Here is a 20332-nt window from a genome sequence, read left to right as displayed (position 1 = left end):
TGCGCTTCGCGGCGGGACGGCTGGTCCTGGCCTGTCTTGAGATTCTTGTCATACGAATCCTTATAGCCGCAATTTTTACACTGTAAAGATTTTGCTTGACGGCCGATGGCAACGCGCCTACTGACATCTTTACGATGTAAAGATATAACCGGAGGAACGCAAGATGCTCGACCAAGTGGCGACGACCAATGCGGCGCGGGACAATCTGGCGCCGATTCCGATGGAATGCGACGCGCCGCATCTCAAGGTGTCAGGCGAATTGCCGCGCGAGCTCAACGGCACGCTCTATCGCAACGGTCCCAACCCGCAATTCGAGGCGCCGGGCGCACACTGGTTTTTCGGCGACGGCATGCTGCACGCCTTCCATCTGGAGAACGGCCGCGCCAGCTATCGCAACCGTTGGGTCCGCACCCCGAAATGGCTGGCCGAGCACGACGCTGGCCGCGCGCTGTTCGGCGGTTTTGGCCGCAAGCTGCCGGGCGCGCCAGCCGGGACCACCGACGACGGCGGCGTCGCCAACACCAACATCATCTTCCATGCCGGAAAGCTCTTGGCGCTCGAGGAAGGCCACCTGCCGACCGACATCGAGCCCGGCACGCTCAACCGTCTGGGCTATTGCGACTACAAGGGCGCCATCAAGGGCCCGTTCACCGCGCATCCCAAGATCGATCCCGTGACCGGCGAGATGGTGTTCTTCGGTTATAACGCCGGCGGCCCCCTTACCCCTGCCCTTTCCTTCGGATCCGTCAACGCCTCCGGTGTGGTGACGCGGTTCGATCGCTTCGATGCGCCCTATGCCAGCATGGTGCACGACTTCATCGTCACCGAAAATCATCTGCTGTTTCCGATCCTGCCCGTTACCGGCAGCATGGAGCGGGCGATGCGCGGCAAGCCGCCCTACGCCTGGGAGCCTGAGAAAGGCGCTTACGTCGGCGTCATGAAGCGCAACGGCTCGGCCAAAGACCTCGTCTGGTTCCGCGCCGAGAGCTGCTACGTCTTCCATGTCATGAACGCGTGGGAAGAAGGCAACCGCATCATTGCCGATGTGATGCAGTTCGAGGAGGCGCCGCTGTTCTCCCATCCCGACGGCTCGAAGACGGACCCGCAAAAATCGCGTGCGCGGTACTGCCGTTGGACCTTCGACCTCGCAGGCAATACCGACCGCTTCACGCAAACCTATCTCGACGATCTCACCGGCGAATTCCCGCGCATCGACGATCGCCGCGCGGGACAGGCGAACAGCCATGGCTGGTACGCCTGCGCCAATCCTGACTTGCCGACGTTTGGCGCGCTATCCGGCATCGTCCATGTCGACGGCAAGGGCAAACGTCTCGGCCATTATCTGCTGCCCGCCGGCGACACGATTTCGGAGCCGGTGTTCGTGGAGCGCGGGCCTGATGCCGCCGAGGGTGACGGCTGGCTGCTATCAGCGGTCTGGCGTGCGCGGGAGAACCGCAGCGATCTTGCGGTGTTCAACGCGCAGGACGTCGAATCCGGCCCGGTCGCGCTGGTGCACCTCGGCCACCGCGTGCCCGACGGCTTTCACGGCAACTGGGTCGGCGCGGAGTAACGTGCTTGTCATTCCGGGGCATCGCGCAGCGATGAACTCCGATGTGCAAGTGCACATCGGAGAATCCGGAGATTGTAAGCTCGAGATTCCCCGATGCGCAATTGCGCATCTGAGGTTCGCGCTAACGCGCGTCCCGGAATGACGACCCAAAGAGATGCGCCCACGAGGCTAGATTTATGCCGCTGCAAACAACGAACATTGGCGTCAAGCCGCTTCATTTTGACACTGTAAAGATTTTGCTTGACGCTGCCGACGTGCGGTCCTACCTTATCTTTACGATGTAAAGATTAGCCCCGAGAGGCTGCCATGACCATCTTCCTGATCCTCGCCCCCTTCGGCTCGTTCGCCCTTCTTATGCTCGTGACCTCCGCCGAGATCAGCCTGTTCGCAGCGGCGGCGATCTGTCTCGCCGTCATCGGCATCGACGTCTATCGCGGCCGCTCGATCAAAATGCTCGGCGCGGGCTGCGTCGTCCTGTTCACCGGACTGGGCGCCTACGTTGCGCTGGTCGATCCGAACCTGAGCCATTCGGCCGTCAAACTGACGGTTGATATCGGCGTGCTCGCGATCTCGCTGGCGTCTCTCGTCATCCGCAAACCGTTCGTGCTGCAATATGCGCTTGAGGAGGTCGATGCCGAGACGGCGAAGCTGCCCGGCTTCAGGAAAGCGATCTATATCATCACCTGGGCATGGACCGGCGCATTCGTCCTGATGATCGCCGGTAATGTGCTGATGATCTACGTGCCGGGCTTGCCGTTCTGGTCCGGGCTCGCAATCGCCCTCGCCGCCCGCAACAGCGCCGCCTACTTCACGACTTGGTATCCACAATATCGCAGGGCGAAGCATGGTGCGCCGCCTGCGAACGCCCTGCCCGGCACCAACTAAGCCAGACTTCAACCGTAACACGATCAGCGGAGAGCAAGACGATGAAGGACGTATTCGCCAGACTGGGCGCCGATTTTTTCTCCACCATCTTGTTCATTGCGATCTACCTCACTACCGACAACGTGCTGCTGGCGACCGGCGTCGCCATCGCCGGCGCCATCGCCCAGGTGATCTACTCGCGCATCAAGGGCAAGGAGCTCGGCTACATGACATGGGCGAGCCTGGCGCTCGTCATCGTGCTCGGCAGCGCGACGCTTTTGACCCACGATCCGCGTTTCGTGCTGGCGAAGCCTGCGATCGGGCATTTTGCGATCGGAGTCATCATGCTCAAGCGCGGCTGGATGCTGCGCTATATGCCCCCGATCGTGACACAGACCGTTCCCGAATATGTCACCTTCGCGGGCTATGCTTGGGCCGGACTGTGTTTCGTGCTCGCCGCCGGCACCATCGGCGTCGCCATGACCGGAGACATGAAGCTGTGGACGTTCTACGTGACCGTGGTTCTCGTCGGGGCCAAGATTGCCGCCTTTGCAATTCAATACATCGCGTTTCGTGTTTTGGTCGGCGGCCGGCTTCGCGCGGCCGCTCAGCGCGCCTGAAAAATACGCGTCAAAGGACGCTTGAGCCGGTTGGGCTTGTGTGGCGAGATACGCTATACCGCCGATCGAGTTTAACGGATCTCGCAAGCCATTCCGGTTTGCCGGAGAAATGTCGGGGAGACAAAGATGGCCGTGGACGGAAACTGGAATATCACCATGAGCACGCCGATGGGCGAGCGCAAGGCAACGCTTTCGCTGACGAGCGCAGGCGGCACGCTGACGGGCACGCAGGGCGCCGACGGCAATTCCGGCGAAATTTTTGACGGCACCGTCAACGGCGACGACGTCGCCTGGAAGATCTCCATCACCAACCCGATGCCGCTCACCCTCGCCTTCACCGGCAAGGTTTCCGGCGACAGCATGTCCGGCGAAATGGGCATCGGCCCGATGGGCAGCTTCCCGTTCACGGGTTCGCGGGCGTAGGTTCTCCCTAAAACCAGATCCGCATCGGCAAGCCGTGCGCATCAACGGGCGGCGCCCCCTCGGGGACGCTGCCCGCAGGCTCGCGGGCCGCAATCGCAACCGCGCAGGCATCCAGCACATCGTCAGGCTTTGCACCGCTACGTTCATGGGTCAGCCAGCGATCGATCTGCCTAAAGCCTGATTGCCTGAGCAGCGCGCGGCGCAGCGCAACTCCCCCGGCGGATTTCTTCGACGGCAAGGGCTCGTTGTCGTTCAATCGCAGAAACACCAGCTCGGGATGCACCTCGCGAATATCGCGAGATGGATTCGCGCGCACGAACGCGTCGACCTCCATGATCTTCGCACCCAGATGCCAGAGCTGGCGGGACACCCGCTTCTGCCCGCGCCGCTGCGCCTCCCGGTTGGCATCATTGGGATCGCTGAACTCCGACCACAGCCAGCGGCGAGCGCCGGCAAAGACGCGCGACGCGTGCGGCCGCAATTTTGCTCGAGCCAGCAGGTCGCAGTCGCGTTCGCCGTGATCGCTCATCCCGATCGGGATATCGATCCCCGCTCTGTCGCAAGAACGCGACAGCGCGTCCGTGATGTCGCGATGAAAGGAGATTTCCTGCACGTCACCGTCGAGGAGAACGGCGACCCAGCCTTTGCTGAACCCGTCGAGGCCAAGCGCCCTGCAGCCCGACCTCTTGCTCACTTCGGCCGGCTGGGCACGATTGCAATCGGATTGAAGGTATAGACCGCTTCGCCATGCTGGTTGTAGGCGGTCCACCTGACTCGGGCGATGCCTTGCGGCTTCGTGCGCGACGCCGCCAATTCCACCACCTCCCCTTCGAGAAAAATGGTGTCGCCGGGCCGCACCGGCTTCAGCCAGCGCAGATCGTCGACGCCGGCGCCGAACAGCGGATGCGGCCCGAACGGGCGCGCGCTCGCGGCGAGCCGCATGGCGATCGCCGCCGTCTGCCATCCGGAAGCGGCGAGGCCCCCGAGAATGGACTTCTTGGCCGCCTCCTCATCGAGATGAAACGGCTGCGGATCGTACTCTTTGGCGAAGCGGATGATGTCCTCCTTCGACACCGTCGCCGCCTCACTCTTGAAGCGCATCCCGATCTTCAGGTCGTCGAACCACTCGATCATCGCGTCCTCGCTCACATTTCACGCCGAACGCGAACAGGTTACCCCAGATTCAATTCCTTGAAGAAGTCGTTGCCCTTGTCGTCGATGATGATGAAGGCCGGGAAATCCACCACCTCGATGCGCCAGATCGCTTCCATGCCGAGTTCGGGATATTCGACGACCTCGACCTTCTTGATGCAGTGCTCGGCGAGGTTTGCCGCAGCGCCGCCGATCGAGCCGAGATAGAAGCCGCCGTGCTTCTTGCAGGCCTCGCGCACCGCTACCGCTCGGTTGCCCTTGGCCACCATCACCATCGAGCCGCCCGCCGCCTGGAACTGGTCGACGAAGGAGTCCATACGTCCCGCGGTGGTCGGGCCGAACGCACCGGAGGCGTAGCCATCGGGCGTTTTGGCGGGACCGGCGTAATACACCGGATGGTTCTTGAAGTAGTCCGGCAGCGGCTCGCCCTTCTCCAGCCGCTCGCGCAATTTGGCGTGGGCGGAATCGCGAGCCACGATCATCGTGCCGGTCATCGAGACGCGTGTCTTGATCGGATATTGCGACAGTGTCGCCAGGATTTCCTTCATCGGTTTGTCGAGGTCGATCTTGACGACCTCGCCGCCGAGCGACTGCTCGACCGCGGGCAGGTACTGCGCCGGGTTATGCTCAAGCTCTTCGAGATAAACGCCGTCTTTCGTAATCTTGCCGAGTACCTGGCGGTCCGCCGAACAGGAGACGCCGAGCCCGATCGGTAGCGAGGCGCCGTGGCGCGGCATCCGGATTACCCGCACGTCGTGGCAGAAATACTTGCCGCCGAACTGCGCGCCGACGCCGAGCGACTGCGTCATCTTCAAAATTTCCTGCTCCATCTCCAGATCGCGGAACGCGTTGCCGTCGGCCGAGCCGTGCGTCGGCAGCGCGTCGAGATAGCGCGCAGAAGCCAGCTTCACTGTCTTCATGCAAAGCTCGGCAGAGGTGCCGCCGATGACGATCGCGAGATGATATGGCGGGCATGCCGCGGTGCCGAGCGTCAGCACCTTCTCCTTCAGGAACGCCAACAGGCGATCCTTGGTGAGCACCGACGGTGTCGCCTGAAACAGAAAGCTCTTGTTGGCGGAACCGCCGCCCTTAGCCATGAACATGAATTTGTAGGCGTCGTCACCCTCGGCATAGATCTCGCACTGCGCCGGCATGTTGTTGGCAGTGTTCTTCTCCTCATACATCGACAAGGGAGCCACCTGCGAATAGCGCAGGTTACGGCGCAGATAAGCGTCGCGCGCGCCTTCCGAGAGCGCGGCCTCGTCGTCCCCGTCGGTGATGACGTTGCAGCCCTTCTTGCCCATGATGATCGCGGTGCCGGTGTCCTGGCACATCGGCAGCACGCCGCCGGCGGCGATGTTGGCGTTCTTCAGGAAGTCGAACGCAACGAACTTGTCGTTGTCGCTGGCTTCCTTGTCTTCCAGGATCGAGCGCAACTGCTTTAGATGGCCCGGCCGCAGGTAGTGATTGATGTCGCCGAAGGCAGCCTCCGACAGTGCCCGCAGCGCCTCGCGCGACACGACAAGCATTTCCTTGCCAAGCACCTTCTCGACCCGCACGCCCTCGGCCGTGATCTTCTTGTAGGACGTGGTGTCCGCACCGAGCGGGAATAGCGGCGTGTGCTTGTAGGGCGGAACGGGCTTCTGGTCGGGAAAAGCGGTCGGGGCGTTCATGTCGATATCTCGGGTTGGAGCTGGCGGCGGCCGGAACGGCGCCGCGGAGATAGACCCGTTCTAAGCATTTTTTGGACAAAAGGAAGGTTCTGGGGGGCCAGGCGTTCTACTGTCCCGATGGGCGCATCCCGTATATTGCTACCGGTTTCCGCCCTCGCGGTCCTGCGCTCCGTGAAAAACAGCGGTTACGACAATTCGCTCCTGCGCCCGATCGATTTCGTACACGACAACATATGGCAGCCGCGGTACCACCCATTCGAACGTATCGGGATCACGACCAACATGGCCAATTAGCGGAAAGGAGATAAGCAGTTCTATGCTGCTAAACAGCCGGTCTGTCACAGTCCTCGCAGTCGCGGGACTATCCCGGGCAATCCAGCCAAAGATGTTTTCGAGATCGGCAATCGCCTGATCGTCGAAGACGAGTTTCATTGGTTGCTACGAGCCCAGCCGTCCGATGCGTTCCAGCGCTTCGGCGTGGGACAGGAGTTTGCGGTTAGGATCGGCGCGACGGCGGCGAACCTCGGCCACTTGTGCATCGGTCAAACGTATGTCCCGCATATGCTTGACATAGTCGAGCAACGCGCCCGCCGCTGCGTCCTGTTCGTCTTCCGGCAATTGCTCGACCTGACGCAAGGCTTGTTCGAGTAGCTTTGTCATGAAGGTAGTCTAGCACACCGGGCGCGCGAAATCACTATGTCCCTTCTCCTCTGCCGCGCTCGTAGTCACGCTACGCATTGCCGCCGCCGCCTCACGTTTGAACCCTTCCCGGCCCTCCCCAGACAAAGGAAGGTTCCGATATTCTGCCAACCAATTGCGATTGTAACGGGCTCCGCAACCACAATGCCCGACGCAGCTTCTGCCCCGATCCGCCCTCCGCGGCTGCTCGGGCTTCGCCGTGATCGCCTTCGGGATCGGCGTCATCCTCTACGGTTTCTGAGAAGCAAGTTGACTTCCGCGCGCGGCACTTGCAGGAAATCCGCGCGCGAGTTTCAATAGCGCAAAGGGGCACTCACAATGGCTTTGGGACCACAATTTCACCGACCGACCTTGCTTGCCGCCACGCTGGCGCTGTGCGTCGCGGTCAGTTCATCGCCGGCGCGCGCCGACCGCTGCGACGATATCGCCAAGGAATTGAAGAACCAGATCGACGGCCTCAAGATCAGCGTCAATACCGGCAACGTGATCTATCTGACGCATCCGGCGGCGAAAGAGCTATCGCTCGGCTGCCGCGGGCGCAATTATTCCAACGAGCTCTACGCCAAGACGGACCGCAAGCCGAAACCGCAATTCTTCGAACTGGTCGCCTCGGCCGGCGCCATCATTTTCACGATTCCGAAGCCCGACGTTGCGACCGGCTCCTCGCGCTGCATCAAGCGCATGGGTATTCTGCGTGGCGACAAAGTCTCCATGCGCTTCCGCCGGCTCAACATGGAATGCACGCGCACCAAGACCGAGGCCTCGATCGCGGTGACCCGCGGCAAGGACGAGTAGGTCCAACTCCCGATCCGTCGCATTCTAACGATTTCGCGAGCAGCCCGTTCACCATTGGCCGGGATTGACGGCGTCGGCGCGGGATTGCGGCGCGGGATTCACCAATCCTTCGCTTCACCTCGGCCAGTGTCGGAGGCAACCAAAAGGATGCTTCCGATGAATGTCTCTGGTGTCCCCGCAACGGTGGTGGTCAAACCGCCGGAAGTCCCCGTGTTCAAGGCTCCCGACCGGACCCCCGACGTCCAGAACGGCGCTGCTGCCGACGGCACCCGCACGCCGCAGCCGACGCTGATTGCCCCCCTGCCGCCTGGTCAGGGAACGCGGATCGACCGGTTGGCCTGACGGCAGGCTGCCTGCCCGCGGCGAACAGCGCCGCAAGTTTGCCGAAGAATCGCGCGATCATGTCGTCACGGGCGCTTGGAACCCGACCCATGATCGCAAAGCTTCTGCTGCAAAACACCATCGTCGTCATTGCCATGGGCGCGCTGTTGTTCGCCGCGGCGGGTTCGCTGGACTGGCCGGCGGCGTGGCTAATGCTGATCGTCAGCGCGATCCTTGGTCCCGCCTGCGGATTATGGCTAGCCAAGACCGATCCCGCACTGCTCGCCGAGCGCATGCGGCCGACGTTTCAGGCCGACCAGCCTGCCGCCGACAAGATATTCATGCTGATCTTCTTCCTGGCGCTGTTGCTATGGTTCGTTGCGATCGGCCTCGACCGGCGCGCGAACGCCTCCGACGTTCCGCTGTTGCTGCAGGCGCTCGGCCTTGCGATGTATCTGCTCTCGATCGCCTTCATCATGTGGGTGTTCCGCGAGAATTCGTTCGCCGCGCCGGTCGTCAAGGTGCAGGCCGCGCGCCACCAACGCGTGATCTCAAGGGGACCCTACGCCTTTGTCCGTCATCCCATGTACAGCGGCGTCATGCTGTACTTCCTTGGAATATCGCTACTCCTGGGATCGTGGTGGGGCGTGGCGTTCGCGCCGGTATTCGCCCTGCTGTTCGCCATTCGCGCCCGCATCGAGGAGCGCGCACTGGTCGAGGGACTGCCCGATTATGCTGACTATGCCGCACGGGTGCGCTATCGTCTGGTGCCAGGAATTTGGTGAGACATGCATGGCGGACCACCACGATGCCCGATAGCAAGACTTATACCGGCGGCTGCCATTGCGGCCAGGTGCGCTTCGAATGCACCACCGACCTCGCGATGGTGACTGCCTGCAATTGCTCGATCTGCACCAAGAAGGGGCTGCATTTCACCTTCCTTGACCCGAAGAGTTTTCATCTTCGCGCCGGCGAGGAAAATCTGAAAGAGTACCTCTTCAACAAGCACGTGATTCACCACCAGCTCTGCATCGATTGCGGTGTCGAAGTCTTCGCGCGCGGCAAGAAGCCTGATGGCACCGACGTGGTGGCGCTGAATGTGAGTTGCATCGACGGCATCGAGCTGTCGAAGCTGAATATGACGCCGGTGGATGGACGGAGTCTGTAGGGACTACCACAACTCGTCATGGCCGGGCTTGTCCCGGCCATCCACGTCTTCGCTTCAGCGGCAAGAAAGACGTGGATGCCCGGGACATCTAGCGCGAAGACGCGCGGAGCGCTTTGCCCGGGCAAGACGAGGGAGAGAGCTAGACCGCACGTCAAGCATCCAGCGCCTTGTACTTGCGGAAAATTCCCTCCTCGTTGAACGCAATCCGTCGGTCGCTCGCCAGATACGCCTTGATATTCGGCCGCGCCGCCACGCGGTCGCGCAGGCCGACCAGACCGGGGATATCCTCCTCGAATGCCTTCATGCGCTTTGGAAAGGCGTAGCGCAGGCCTTCCACGATCTGGAACAGCGACAAGTCGACATAGGTCAGGCGGCGGCCGGTGACGTAGATGCCGCCATTGGCCGCCAGCAGGTCCTCGAAGTAACCCAGATATTTCGGCACGCGCGTGTTCCAGAACTCGTCGGTGCGTTTTTTCGCCGGCGCTTTCTGTTCCTCGTAATAGAGCGACGGACCGAGCGGATGATGCGTGTCGTGCACTTCCAGCACCAGATCGGCGATCGTGAGCTGCAATTGATGCACCCAGAGTTTGCCGGCCTCCGCTTTCGGCGCCAGCCCATGGCGCGATCCCAGATAAAGCAGGATGTTGGCAGTCTGCCCGATCACGAGCTTCCCGGCCTTCAGGAACGGCGGCGCAAAGGGCGGCGTTCCCTTCCCCGCTTCCATCATGCGTGTCATCGCGGCCATGCCGTTGCCGCGGCGCGCCACGTCGGTATAGCCAGCGCCGGCCTCTTCCAGCGCAAGGCGGACATATTCGCCGCGGCCTTGAATCATCGGCCAGTAATAGAGCTCGTAACGCATCGATGACACCTCACACTGCCGGTTTGACCGACATAACAAATCATCCCGCGGTTCGTTCGTCACGCAGAACGCGGCGTCCGCCCGACCGTCGCGCTATCAACGCGTCGCGCAGATCTCCACAGGGCCCGAATCTGTCCGAGTGCGAGCGGGCATGTTAGATTGCTCCCGTTTGAAACGTTGATTTTCTCAACACGACAGGAGAATGCGGATGGCGGACAACAGGCAGAAGCGCGGCGGGGCCGATCGCGGGCTAATCGCGGTGAGCGAGCCTTACGAGGTCGCCTACTGGTCGAAGAAATTCAAGATCACGCCGGCGAAACTGAAGACTGCCGTCAAGAAGGTGGGACGCTCCGCGAAGAAGGTGGGCGCCTATATCAAGCTGCAGCAGCACAAGGCTGCCGACCGGGCACGCATAGCGGTGAGCCAGCCCTACGAAGTCAGCTACTGGTCGAAGAAATTCAAGGTCACACCGGCCAGACTGAAGGCCGCGGTCAAAGCCGTCGGACATTCGTCGAAAGCCGTCGGCGCCCATCTCGCCAAGGGCAAATCTACGAAGAAGGCGAAGAAGAGCGCTAGGAAGACTGCCGGCAAAACGACAAAGAAGCGCGCAAAGAGAAAGGCCGCCTAGGCGGCCTTTAGCGCGATCAGGGACGATGCCCAAGCAATGGCCAAAGCGGCGTCAGTAGCCGCAGGTACTGCAGCGCGGCGCGACGTCTGACCGCCGCGCGCGAATGACCTCAATCGTCATCGTCAGCAGAATGCCAGCGGTGCGGGCGATAGCCGTAGCGTTCGCGGACAGTGTTCCGCATATATCCCGGTCGTCCGCGATCAGCGTCGATGCGGACGCTGCGCCGCTCGTAAATTGTCCGCCCGCGGCCATTGTCGGTCGTAATTGTATCGATACGGGTATGAACGCCGTTCGACGAGTTGGAGCTGGAATTCGACGACGTGTTGCCGGCCAGCGCCACCGTCGTCGGCGCCAGGATGGTCAAAATTAACGCGACAAGCAGGCGTTTCATGGCAAGTCCTCCGATCCCGGTTAAAACTCGCCAGACAATCAGGAGTTCCGCGATCAGGAGACAGCAGGCCCGTAACCTCATACGTCAAATTTCCCTCTCCGGTTTGCCGGAGAGGTGATCTGGCGCGCGCAAAAAGTGCCGCGCGTCAGTTCGCCGCGAAGCAGTAGAACAGCCCGTCGCCGCCGGTGCTCTTCAGGTCGGCTTGCGAGCAGCCGCCGTCCGGGCCCCGCGAGGGATGCGATGCGTTCCAGGATTTCGAGGCCTCGTCGTCGCGCAGGCCCATGCGATCGGAATGACCGACCATCGCCGCGCCTTGCGTCGAGCTCGTCCAGTTCTTGCAGGTGCGATCCTCGCCCGCTGCAAACGCAGACCCGTCGGGCTGCGATCCCGTCAGCACATCGTGGCGATTGGGCGTATCACCGCGGCCGTTGATGACTTCGCCCTTCTCGCTGAGCGCGGTCTGCTTGGTGAGACCGTTGGCGCCGTGCAATTCGGCGACGTCCTTGGCGACCACCACGCCCTTCGCATTCTTCCACGGCCCCTTGCCGATGCGATCGCGCGCATTGACGGCCGGCGCGCCGTCGGCGGCTTGCGTCGAGAGGTAGGCGCGCCAGGTCTTGCCGCCTGCGCCTGAGGCCTGCGCCAATGTCTGGCAGTGATTGTCGGCGCCGGCGAGTCCGCCGAGATTGCCGCCATTGCCGATGCCGTTGCTGGTCACGAAGAAGCTGGTATCAGCGGATTGCGCCTGAACGGGCGTGCTCGCGAGAGCCGTCATGGCCGCAACGGCGAAGCATGCCGGCATAATCACTCGAGTGAAGCTGTTCATCGAAGTGCTCCCTGTTGTTTTTTGGATTGTTTGTCATCAACCCGATGCAATAGGGAATATTCCGGTCGCGGTGACCGCATCGTGAAATCGGGCTTGCACGCGAAAAGAAAAAGCGCCGCGGAACAAGCCGCGGCGCTTTCGTCGTCATGTACAGGCGATTAGCTGGTCTGCTGGATCGCCGAGAGTTCCCAGTCGCTGCCGCGTCGGCGGGCGAAGGTCCAGACCTCGGTGACTTCGACCGGGGTTTCGCTGCCCGCGACCAGACGGCCGGTGGTGCGTTCCATGGTCTTGTCGACCAGCGAGAACCGCATTGCCACGCTGGCGTAATCGGTTTCGCCTTCGCGCCAGGCTTCCGCGAGGTCACCCTGCAGCAGCTTGACGTCGGACACCTTGTTGATGTCGTTGCGCGCCTTGTTCTCCTCGAGATCCTTGGAGAAGTAGGACACCATCTCGGGCGTCGCGAGCGTATGCAGCTTGGCGACATCCTCGTTCGACCACGCTGCCTGGACCTCGCCAAGCAGCCGCTCGAAGGCTTCATAGTCAGCCGGCTGGATTTCCAGCGGCGGCTGGCTCGATCCCAGTCCAAAACCGCTGAGCCCGGAGCGGAAGCTGGTCTGAGCACCGGGACCTTCGGCGGCAGGAGCAGGTCCGGTCGCGTAGGCTGAAGCCGGGGTGTGGCGGCGCTGCCACCACGACATCGCCAGCCGCACCACGATAACGATCAGGGCAATCTGCAGCAGCAGGCCGATGATCGACGACAGGCCGCCGAGGCCGGAGAACAATCCGCCACCGAACAGCATGCCGAGCAGGCCAGCGCCCAGGAAGCCCGCGGCGAGGCCGCCGAGCATGCCCATGCCAGGCCGGTTGAAGAAGCCGCCCTTGTTGGCTGCGCCAGCGGCCGGATTACCCGCTGCGGGAGTGCCGGGCTGAGTAAACGTACGGTTCATGGGCTGCGCCGCGCCGGGCGCCGTGGTCGTGCTCGGGGGCGCCGAATAGGTACGCGATCCCCGCGAACCGGAACTGCCGCCACCGCCAACGCGGGCGTCAGCCTCCGAGATCGTGATCGCCGCCAACGGAAGCGCTACAGACAGGGCAATGGCCAGGGTCCGGATAATTCCGCGCGTGCCTTGCGAGAAATTCATGTGCTTTTTCCTCAGTTCCCCAGGATGGGGAAGCGTCCCTAAGATGGGCACCGCCGCTTAAAAGTGAAGCCATTATCGGGAACCAGAACTGCGGCCCTCGGTCGCGGGGATGTGACGATTTGGCCGTAAACGCCGTATTCACCATGCCTCGTCGGCTCTTGGCAGGCGCTACGACGCCGTCATGGTCTCCTTCACCTTCTCGACCAGCGCGCTGAGCGCAAACGGCTTCGGCAGGAAAGCGAACTGCTCGTTCTCAGGCAGGCTCTTGTCGAAAGCCTCTTCGGCGTAACCGGAGACGAAGATGATCTTGAGTTTCGGATTGCGTTTGCGCATTTCGCGCAACAGCGTCGGTCCGTCCATTTCCGGCATCACGACGTCGGAAACGACGAGATCGACGTCGCCGTCCTTTTCGTCGAGCGCTTCCATCGCCTCGATGCCGTTGGAGGCCTCGATCACGCTGTAGCCGCGCGAACGAAGGCCGCGCGCATTCAACGACCGCAAGCCGTCCTCGTCTTCCACCAGCAGAATGGTGCCCTGCCCGGTCAGATCGGGTCGCGGCTTCGACGGCTCAGCCGCTCCTTCCTTGACCGCGCCGTTGGTCGCCTGCGCCTCCGGCTGCGCTTCCAGTTCCGGCCGATGACGCGGCAGGAAGATGCGGAACGTGGTGCCTTCGCCGGGCGTGGAGTCGACGTAGACGAAGCCGCCGGTCTGCTTGACGATCCCATACACCGTGGAGAGCCCAAGCCCGGTGCCCTTGCCGACCTCCTTGGTCGAGAAGAACGGCTCGAAAATCTTGTCGACGATGTCGGCCGGAATTCCGGTTCCGGTATCGGAAATGTCGATCCGCACGTAGTCGGCGGCCGGCATGCCCTTGTGGGAGAGCTGCGCGGCTTCATCCACGGTCACATTGCCGGTCCGCACCGTCAATTTGCCGCCATCAGGCATCGCGTCGCGCGCATTGACGGCAAGATTGACGACCACCTGTTCGAACTGCGAGACGTCGACCTTGACCGGCCAGAGGTCGCGGCCATGCACGAGATCGAGCTTGACCTTCTCGCCGATCAATCGCCGCAGCAGCATAGTGAGGTCGGAAAGCGCGTCTCCGAGGTCGAGCACCTGCGGCCGCAGCGTCTGGCGGCGCGAGAACGCGAGCAGTTGCCGCACCAGCGTCGCCGCGCGGGTCGCGTTCTGCTTGATCTGCATGATGTCCTGGAACGACGGATCGGTCGGCTTGTGCGCGTTCAACAGGAAGTCGTTGGCCATCATGATGGCGGACAGCACATTGTTGAAATCGTGCGCGATGCCGCCGGCGAGCTGGCCGACCATGTCCATCTTCTGCGACTGGTTGATCTGATTTTCCAGCGTGCGCCGCTCGGTGGTCTCGAGCAGATAGACGATGGCGGCTTCGGTATCGCGCTCGTCTTCCTCAACCGCGGTGACGAAGAACTGCCCCCAGCGCTCCTTGGCGCCGTCGAGCATAGCCTCGACCGGCGCGATGTCGCCCTGCCCGTCGGCCGCCTGGTTGATCGCCGCGATCAAAAGACCACGGTCGCGCGCATTCACCGCGCGGAAGATCGACTTGTTGGCGGCGCCATCCGCGCTCAGGCTTTGCGCGAGCTTGGCGAAGCGGGCATTGGCGCGCACCACCGTGCCGTCGCGGTCCACCGTCGCAATCGCCATCGGTGTATGGTCGAAGAACCGCATGAAGCGAACTTCGGCAGCGCGTTCGGGGTCGGAATGCTCGTCACGCGCGCGGCTGATCACCAGCGTGCGCGATGACCCCGGCGAGCCGTCGGCGCCGAAGGCGAGCTTGTGATAGAGCCGCACCGGCATGGTCTTGCCGCTGCGCATGCGCAGGTCGATGTCGAACACTTCGGTTTTGACTTCACCGGGCACCGCCACGATCGAGGTCAGGAGCGAGGCGCCGTCGCCGGACACGATATCGCTGAGCTTCAGCCCGCCCGAGCCGATCTCGGCGAGGTCGTGATCGAGCCAGTTCGCCAGCGTGGCGTTGACATAGATGACGTCGCCGGCCCGATTGACCGAAAAGAAGCCGCAGGGCGCGTGGTCGAGATACTCGATCGCGTGCTGCAGTTCCCGGAACACGTCTTCCTGGCGCTCGCGGTCCCGCGTGATGTCGGCGATCGACCATACTGCGTATTTTGCTTCGCGCTTGCCCTGGCCGAGCGGACGAACCCGCATCCGCAGCCAGCGGCCTTGAGCACCGTCGGAGCCCGCGATACGGACCTCCTCCTGCTGCCGCTTGCCTTCGCGGGCCGCCTTGAGCAGGCGGAACACGGCCTCCGAGACATCGGGATTGCCGATGAAAACGCGCTCCACCGGCCGCACGTCCTGCGGGCTGGCAGCGCCGGTCAGCGCCAGATAGGCGGCGTTGGAATAGACCACGTGGCCCTTGGGGTCGGTCACGGCCAGCCCGTCATAGGCATGATCGGCGATGCGGCCCATCACGGGATCGTCGGCCGCGCGGTCAGTGAAGCGGATGATGCCGGCGGCAAAGGCGAACAAATTGAACAGGCCGACCATGGCCAGGAGCGCCAGCACGCCGAGAATATACGGCTGGGCCTGCGCCCGGCCGATGGTCATCAGCGCCACCGCGACCGCGACGATGCCCGCGGCGACCAGCAGCACCAGCACGATGCTACCGCCCCGCCGTGCCGGCTCGTGGGCCGCGAAGGGCTCGGTGGGCGGATGGCTGTCGGTTTCGGCGGTCATCTGAAGAGGCGCGGCCCTTCGGCAAGGAAATTGACGCGCAGAGTCGCGCGCCCCCTCCTGAGTGCCTGAATCGGACCCGCAAACGCAAGTCCGTCAGGCGGTTATTTGGCAGATTGAAGGTATTTCAAGGGGATTTCCAGCAGTTCCCTCACATTCATCGTCCCGAAAGGCCGCTCTTCAGGCGCATAACGTAGCCGATGATCTCGGCGACCGCGTGATAGTGCTCGACCGGGATTTCCTCGTCGATATCGACGGTGGCATGGAGCGCACGCGCCAACGGCACGTTCTCCACGATGGGAATGTCGTGCTTTTTGGCGATTTCCCTGATTTTGAACGCGATGTTGTCGACGCCCTTGGCGACGCAGACCGGCGCCGACATGCTGCGATCGTAGGACAGCGCCACCGAATAGTGGGTCGGGTTGGTGATGACAACGCTGGCGTTGGGAACCGCAGCCATCATGCGCTTCTTCATCCGCTGCTGGCGCAACTGCCGGATCTTGCCCTTGATGTGGGGGTCGCCTTCAGACTGCTTGAACTCGTCCTTGATCTCCTGCAGCGACATCTTCTGGCGCTCGAACCACTGCCGGTACTGGAAGAAGTAGTCGGCGATCGCGACCGCGGCCAGCATCGCCACCACCGCACCCATCAACTGCAATGTCAGATTGGTGGTGACGCCGAGGATGGCCGAAGGATCGAACATCATGAACGATTCGAGCCGACCCCGCTCGGGCCACAGCACCGCCATCATGACGGCGCCGAGCGCGATCAGCTTGAACAGGCCTTTGGCGAAATTCGCTATCGCCTGCTTGCCGAAGATGCGTTTCAGTCCGGCGCCGGGCGACACTTTGCTGAATTTCGGTTTCAGCGATTCCGACGACCACACAAGCCGGTGCTGGATCATGTTGCCGGCGATGGCGGCGAGCGCCAGCATCAACAGCGGCACGCCGATCGCGCCGAGCACGGCATAGCCCAGCGTGTTGCCGAGCGCGAGCAGCGCCGCGCCGTCGGTGCGAAGCTGGCCGGCATTGGCGATCAGGTTGCGCAGCGGCATCAGGATGCCGCCGCCGATCGACCCCGAGAACGTCGACAATATCAGCGTGGCGCCTGCGATGATGAACCAGGTGTTGACCTCCTGGCTCTTGGCGACGTCCCCTTTTTCAAGCGCATCGTCGAGACGTTTTTGCGTAGGGTCTTCTGTTTTGTCGTCGGAATCGTCGGCCATCGCTGCGTCCTAGCATGTTTGAGCATGATCTCCGCGCAAAACGCGTTCCGCGTTTGTCGCGAGGGAAAACCGGTACCCACTTTTCCGGATCGTGCTCTATTTCAACGGCGTCAGCTCGTGCATGACGCCGATGAAGTAGTTGAGATAGGTCGCCATCATTCCGGTGAGAACGAGGCCGAAGATCAAAAAGCCGACCATGATCGACAGCGGCACGCCGACGAAATAGACCTGCATCGTCGGCATCAGCCGCGCCAGCACGCCAAGCCCGATATTGAAGACGAGGCCGAACACCAGAAACGGCGCCGAAAGCTGTATGCCGATCTTGAAGGCGGTGGCAAAGGCGCGCGTGGCGAGCGCCGCGACGTCGCCGCTCGGCATCAACTCCCCGGGCGAAAAAATACGATAGCTCTCGTTCAGCGCCGCGATCACGAGATGGTGGCTGTCGGTGGCAAACAGCAGCGTCATGCCCAAAATCGTGAGGAAGTTGCCGATCAGCAGACCCTGTTGCCCCTGGGTCGGGTCGACCGCGGTGACGAAGCCGAGCCCGAGCTGCTGAGCGATCACGGATCCTGCGACCGACAGCGCCGACACCGTGACGCGCGCGGTGGCGCCGAGCACGATGCCGATGACGATCTCGTGCACCATCAACACGGCGAGCGCGGCCATCGAGTTGAGGTCGACCTGATAGGCGGTACGGTGCAGCGGCAGGATGATCAGCGTCAAGAGCAGCGCGATCGCCAGCTTGATGCGCACCGGGATGTTGCTCTCGCCAAACCCCGGCAACAGCATCACCATGGCGCCCACGCGCGCGAACACCAGCATGAAGGTCGCGGCAAGGGCCGGCAGCAGCGATATGTCGACGCGCATTCATCTACAATGCATCAGCCGCCTATGATTCGCGACGATATCCGCATCATGTGACTGTGCATCGAATCCGCCATGAACGGTAACGCCAGCAGGAGCGTGACGAAGATCGCGAGAATCTTCGGCACGAAGATCAGCGTCTGCTCCTGGATCTGGGTCAGCGCCTGGAATAGCGACACCACGACGCCGACCACAAGCCCGATCACCATCAGGGGCGACGACACCACCACGATGGTCCAGATCGCATCGCGCGCCACGTCAAGGGTTTCGGCACCGGTCATTGTTGTTTCTCGCTTGTTTTCACTTGCACCGTCATTCCGGGGCGATGCGAAGCATCGAACCCGGAATCTCGAGATCCCGGGTTTGGTCCTTCGGACCATCCCGGGATGACGTCCCAAGGGACGTCAGATCGGCATCTTCATGATGTCTTCGTAGGACTGGATCACCCGGTCGCGCACCGATACCAGCGTGGAGACCGCGACGTCGGTCTCCGCCACTGCCGTCACCACGTCCATGACGTTGGCCTTGCCCGAGGTCATCGCCATGGTCTGGACGTCGGATTTCTTGCCGGCTTCCAGCACGCTTCCCACGGCGTCCTTGAGCAACGCGCTGAAGGACGGGCCGCCGCTGGATTGGCTGCCCTTCTCGGCGCCGCCGGATTCCATGATGCGCGAAAGCGCGGCGTAGGCGTTTGCTGCAACGGTCGGTGAAGCCATTTTCTATGGTTCCTGTTCAGGCCTTGAGGATGTCGAGCGTGCGTTGAATCATGCGGCGCGTGGCGCTGATGATGTTGAGGTTGGCTTCATACGACCGCTGCGCCTCGCGCATGTCGGTCATTTCGACCAGCGGATTGACGTTCGGATATTTGACGTTGCCCGCGGCGTCGGCCGCCGGGTTGCTCGGCTCATGCTTGACGCGGAACGCCGACTGATCGGTCCTGACCTTGCCGAGCGTCACCACCCGGGCATCCAGCGTGCGGTCGAGCGCGGACGAAAATGTCGGCACCTTGCGGCGATACGGATCGCCGGCCGCGGTCGGCGCGGTGGAGTCCGCATTGGCGATGTTTTCCGAGAGCACCCGCATCCGCCCGGCCTGCGCGCGCAGCCCTGAGGTCGCGATACTCATCGAGCGGGCGAAATCGCTTCCATCATCTGCCATGAAACGGTTCTCCTAGTCGCGACGCGTCAGCGTTTTCCGATGGCGGTTTTGAGCATGCCGAGACTGCGGGTGTAGAGCGAGGTGGCGGCCGCATAATCCATCTGGTTGGCGGAGACCTTCAGCATCTGGTCTTCCAGATTGACCGAATTGCCGGCCGGCTTGGTCAAAAAGCCGCTCTTGCCGCCGTCCCCCCTGAAGCTCTGCCCGCCGCCGGAGACGCCGATATGGGTGGCGCTGGTGCGCATCATGGCGAGCGAGCCCATCGATCCGCCGACGTTCGCGCCTTTATTGTCGAATTTCGGCTCGACCAGGTCGTTTGGCTTGAAGTTCGGGGTGTTGGCGTTGGAGACGTTTTCGGCGAGCACGCGCTGGCGTTCCTGGTGCCACTGCATCTTTGTGCGCAGCGCCGACAGGATCGGAAGGTCGTTGATGGCCATCGCGAGCGGCTCCCCGTTAACCTCTGGCAGACGCCGCGAGGTAGGCAGAATTTGCCCGGTGTATGGTTAACGGCCGGTTAAAATCGCGCCTGGCGGCCGTGGACGTCGGCCAATGCCCGCTGACGGCGACGAAACGAGCGCATTTTTGCCACGAAAACTGCGTTAACCAGCAGCAACCAACCCGGCGTGGGGCGCTCAGAAGTCGTTTTGGGTCAAACGATTCTTGGTCTATTAATTAACCCGGATGGCGGCGTTCGCCGTGGGGATTAAGAAATAAGGCTGATCTCGGGCATGATTCGCCGGTTGCGGATCGTTCAGGGCATGATCCCGCAAACGGGAACCACTTTCCCAAAGGGAACATGCTCGGACAGGAAGACCTAAGACCGCACTCGTCGAAGCCAGCAGCAAGAGAACGGCCCGTGGCCGGGGACTAAAGAATGCAGACACTGACATTCCTCTTCGCATTCATCGCCGTTCTGGCGCTGATCGGCGTGGCCGCATGGCTGGTTCGCCGCTTCGCCAACAACCGCCTCGGCGCCAGTACCCAGCGCGGGCGGATGCCGCGGCTGGCCGTGATCGATGCCGCCGCCGTGGACGGCCGCCGGCGCCTCGTGCTGGTACGGCGCGACAATGTCGAGCATCTCCTGATGATCGGCGGTCCGAGCGACATCGTGGTCGAACCCAACATCGTGCGCGCGATGCCCAACCGCGATCAGATGGCGCCGCGTCCGGCCGTCGGTGAGCAGCCGCCGCGCATCGCGCCGCTGCCCGATGCCGCCTGGAGCGA

General features: G+C 62.5%; 26 protein-coding genes. 10 read left to right on the top strand and 16 right to left on the bottom strand.

The genetic code is table 11. The features are described 5' to 3' along the window. The first annotated feature begins 163 nt into the window (after positions 1 to 163). The 4 genes from CP49_RS40535 to CP49_RS40520 all read left to right on the top strand — a co-directional run bounded on the left by CP49_RS40535 (position 164) and on the right by CP49_RS40520 (position 3477). On the top strand, positions 164 to 1570 hold the full coding sequence (locus CP49_RS40535) for a carotenoid oxygenase family protein (protein WP_057855677.1): 1407 nt from the start codon (positions 164 to 166) through the stop codon (positions 1568 to 1570). A 306-nt stretch (positions 1571 to 1876) separates the two neighbouring features. Next, complete coding sequence (locus tag CP49_RS40530; RefSeq protein WP_057855676.1) at positions 1877 to 2455, top strand: hypothetical protein; 579 nt, start codon at positions 1877 to 1879, stop codon at positions 2453 to 2455. 41 nt (positions 2456 to 2496) lie between these two features. After that, on the top strand, positions 2497 to 3054 hold the full coding sequence (locus CP49_RS40525; RefSeq protein ID WP_057855675.1) for an inner membrane-spanning protein YciB: 558 nt from the start codon (positions 2497 to 2499) through the stop codon (positions 3052 to 3054). A gap of 126 nt (positions 3055 to 3180) precedes the next feature. Next, on the top strand, positions 3181 to 3477 hold the full coding sequence (locus CP49_RS40520; RefSeq protein WP_057855674.1) for a hypothetical protein: 297 nt from the start codon (positions 3181 to 3183) through the stop codon (positions 3475 to 3477). Between the two features lie 7 nt (positions 3478 to 3484). On the opposite strand, the gene CP49_RS40515 is transcribed toward CP49_RS40520, so the two are convergent. The 5 genes from CP49_RS40515 to CP49_RS44070 all read right to left on the bottom strand — a co-directional run bounded on the left by CP49_RS40515 (position 3485) and on the right by CP49_RS44070 (position 6962). Continuing rightward, positions 3485 to 4171 carry a DUF429 domain-containing protein gene (locus CP49_RS40515; RefSeq protein WP_082646484.1) on the bottom strand — a complete coding sequence of 229 codons (687 nt, stop codon included), beginning with the start codon at positions 4169 to 4171 and terminating at the stop codon, positions 3485 to 3487. Then, positions 4168 to 4611: a MaoC family dehydratase gene (locus CP49_RS40510; protein ID WP_057855673.1), complete on the bottom strand. Its 444-nt coding sequence runs from the start codon at positions 4609 to 4611 to the stop codon at positions 4168 to 4170. The genes CP49_RS40515 and CP49_RS40510 overlap by 4 nt, the downstream gene beginning before the upstream one ends. A gap of 38 nt (positions 4612 to 4649) precedes the next feature. Beyond that, positions 4650 to 6302: a fumarate hydratase gene (locus CP49_RS40505; protein ID WP_057855672.1), complete on the bottom strand. Its 1653-nt coding sequence runs from the start codon at positions 6300 to 6302 to the stop codon at positions 4650 to 4652. A 138-nt stretch (positions 6303 to 6440) separates the two neighbouring features. Next, the gene (locus CP49_RS40500) at positions 6441 to 6734 is read right to left on the bottom strand and encodes a type II toxin-antitoxin system RelE/ParE family toxin (protein ID WP_057855671.1); all 294 of its coding nucleotides are present in this window, start codon (positions 6732 to 6734) and stop codon (positions 6441 to 6443) included. A gap of 6 nt (positions 6735 to 6740) precedes the next feature. Further along, a complete protein-coding gene (locus CP49_RS44070) occupies positions 6741 to 6962 on the bottom strand; it encodes a hypothetical protein (RefSeq protein ID WP_082646483.1) in 222 nt (73 codons plus the stop codon). A 357-nt stretch (positions 6963 to 7319) separates the two neighbouring features. Here CP49_RS44070 and CP49_RS40490 point away from each other — a divergent pair, with 357 nt between their 5' ends. From CP49_RS40490 to CP49_RS40475, 4 genes are all read left to right on the top strand, one after another. Further along, the gene (locus tag CP49_RS40490; RefSeq protein ID WP_057855669.1) at positions 7320 to 7796 is read left to right on the top strand and encodes a hypothetical protein; all 477 of its coding nucleotides are present in this window, start codon (positions 7320 to 7322) and stop codon (positions 7794 to 7796) included. 156 nt (positions 7797 to 7952) lie between these two features. Then, positions 7953 to 8138 carry a hypothetical protein gene (locus CP49_RS40485; protein WP_156438920.1) on the top strand — a complete coding sequence of 62 codons (186 nt, stop codon included), beginning with the start codon at positions 7953 to 7955 and terminating at the stop codon, positions 8136 to 8138. Positions 8139 to 8227: 89 nt separating this feature from the next. Then, positions 8228 to 8902 carry a methyltransferase family protein gene (locus CP49_RS40480; protein WP_057855667.1) on the top strand — a complete coding sequence of 225 codons (675 nt, stop codon included), beginning with the start codon at positions 8228 to 8230 and terminating at the stop codon, positions 8900 to 8902. 23 nt (positions 8903 to 8925) lie between these two features. Beyond that, positions 8926 to 9285, top strand: coding sequence for a GFA family protein (locus CP49_RS40475; protein WP_057855666.1), 360 nt, complete (start codon positions 8926 to 8928; stop codon positions 9283 to 9285). 151 nt (positions 9286 to 9436) lie between these two features. Here CP49_RS40475 and CP49_RS40470 read toward each other — a convergent pair whose 3' ends face one another. Then, positions 9437 to 10144, bottom strand: a complete 708-nt coding sequence (locus CP49_RS40470) for a glutathione S-transferase (RefSeq protein ID WP_057855665.1) — start codon at positions 10142 to 10144, stop codon at positions 9437 to 9439. 208 nt (positions 10145 to 10352) lie between these two features. On the opposite strand from CP49_RS40470, the gene CP49_RS40465 reads away from it, so the two are divergent. Beyond that, positions 10353 to 10772 carry a DUF3606 domain-containing protein gene (locus tag CP49_RS40465; protein WP_057855664.1) on the top strand — a complete coding sequence of 140 codons (420 nt, stop codon included), beginning with the start codon at positions 10353 to 10355 and terminating at the stop codon, positions 10770 to 10772. 109 nt (positions 10773 to 10881) lie between these two features. Here CP49_RS40465 and CP49_RS40460 read toward each other — a convergent pair whose 3' ends face one another. The 10 genes from CP49_RS40460 to flgB form a co-directional block, all read right to left on the bottom strand. Then, positions 10882 to 11163 carry a hypothetical protein gene (locus CP49_RS40460; protein ID WP_057855663.1) on the bottom strand — a complete coding sequence of 94 codons (282 nt, stop codon included), beginning with the start codon at positions 11161 to 11163 and terminating at the stop codon, positions 10882 to 10884. A 145-nt stretch (positions 11164 to 11308) separates the two neighbouring features. Then, positions 11309 to 11965 carry a lectin gene (locus CP49_RS40455; protein WP_156438921.1) on the bottom strand — a complete coding sequence of 219 codons (657 nt, stop codon included), beginning with the start codon at positions 11963 to 11965 and terminating at the stop codon, positions 11309 to 11311. Positions 11966 to 12147: 182 nt separating this feature from the next. Further along, positions 12148 to 13131 (bottom strand): Tim44 domain-containing protein, encoded by a 984-nt coding sequence (locus CP49_RS40450; protein ID WP_057855661.1) that lies wholly within the window; start codon positions 13129 to 13131, stop codon positions 12148 to 12150. Positions 13132 to 13299: 168 nt separating this feature from the next. Further along, positions 13300 to 15864 (bottom strand): cell cycle histidine kinase CckA, encoded by a 2565-nt coding sequence (gene cckA, locus CP49_RS40445; RefSeq protein ID WP_057855660.1) that lies wholly within the window; start codon positions 15862 to 15864, stop codon positions 13300 to 13302. 154 nt (positions 15865 to 16018) lie between these two features. Beyond that, a complete protein-coding gene (flhB, locus tag CP49_RS40440; protein WP_057855659.1) occupies positions 16019 to 17086 on the bottom strand; it encodes a flagellar biosynthesis protein FlhB in 1068 nt (355 codons plus the stop codon). 96 nt (positions 17087 to 17182) lie between these two features. Continuing rightward, positions 17183 to 17953 carry a flagellar biosynthetic protein FliR gene (fliR, locus tag CP49_RS40435; protein WP_057855658.1) on the bottom strand — a complete coding sequence of 257 codons (771 nt, stop codon included), beginning with the start codon at positions 17951 to 17953 and terminating at the stop codon, positions 17183 to 17185. Positions 17954 to 17967: 14 nt separating this feature from the next. Continuing rightward, positions 17968 to 18231, bottom strand: coding sequence for a flagellar biosynthesis protein FliQ (fliQ, locus tag CP49_RS40430; protein ID WP_057855657.1), 264 nt, complete (start codon positions 18229 to 18231; stop codon positions 17968 to 17970). A gap of 123 nt (positions 18232 to 18354) precedes the next feature. Then, positions 18355 to 18666: a flagellar hook-basal body complex protein FliE gene (fliE, locus tag CP49_RS40425; protein ID WP_057855656.1), complete on the bottom strand. Its 312-nt coding sequence runs from the start codon at positions 18664 to 18666 to the stop codon at positions 18355 to 18357. A gap of 16 nt (positions 18667 to 18682) precedes the next feature. Beyond that, positions 18683 to 19108 (bottom strand): flagellar basal body rod protein FlgC, encoded by a 426-nt coding sequence (gene flgC, locus CP49_RS40420; RefSeq protein ID WP_057855655.1) that lies wholly within the window; start codon positions 19106 to 19108, stop codon positions 18683 to 18685. Positions 19109 to 19134: 26 nt separating this feature from the next. Next, on the bottom strand, positions 19135 to 19545 hold the full coding sequence (gene flgB / locus CP49_RS40415; protein WP_057855654.1) for a flagellar basal body rod protein FlgB: 411 nt from the start codon (positions 19543 to 19545) through the stop codon (positions 19135 to 19137). 437 nt (positions 19546 to 19982) lie between these two features. Between flgB and CP49_RS40410 the strand changes: the two genes are divergently transcribed. Beyond that, positions 19983 to 20332: flagellar biosynthetic protein FliO (locus tag CP49_RS40410; protein WP_197423368.1), on the top strand; the 350-nt coding region annotated here is incomplete at its 3' end.

Source organism: Bradyrhizobium valentinum (assembly GCF_001440405.1).
Lineage (GTDB): Bacteria > Pseudomonadota > Alphaproteobacteria > Rhizobiales > Xanthobacteraceae > Bradyrhizobium > Bradyrhizobium valentinum.
The sequence above is the reverse complement of the archived record's forward strand: the minus strand, read 5'-3'. Positions and strand labels throughout refer to the sequence as shown.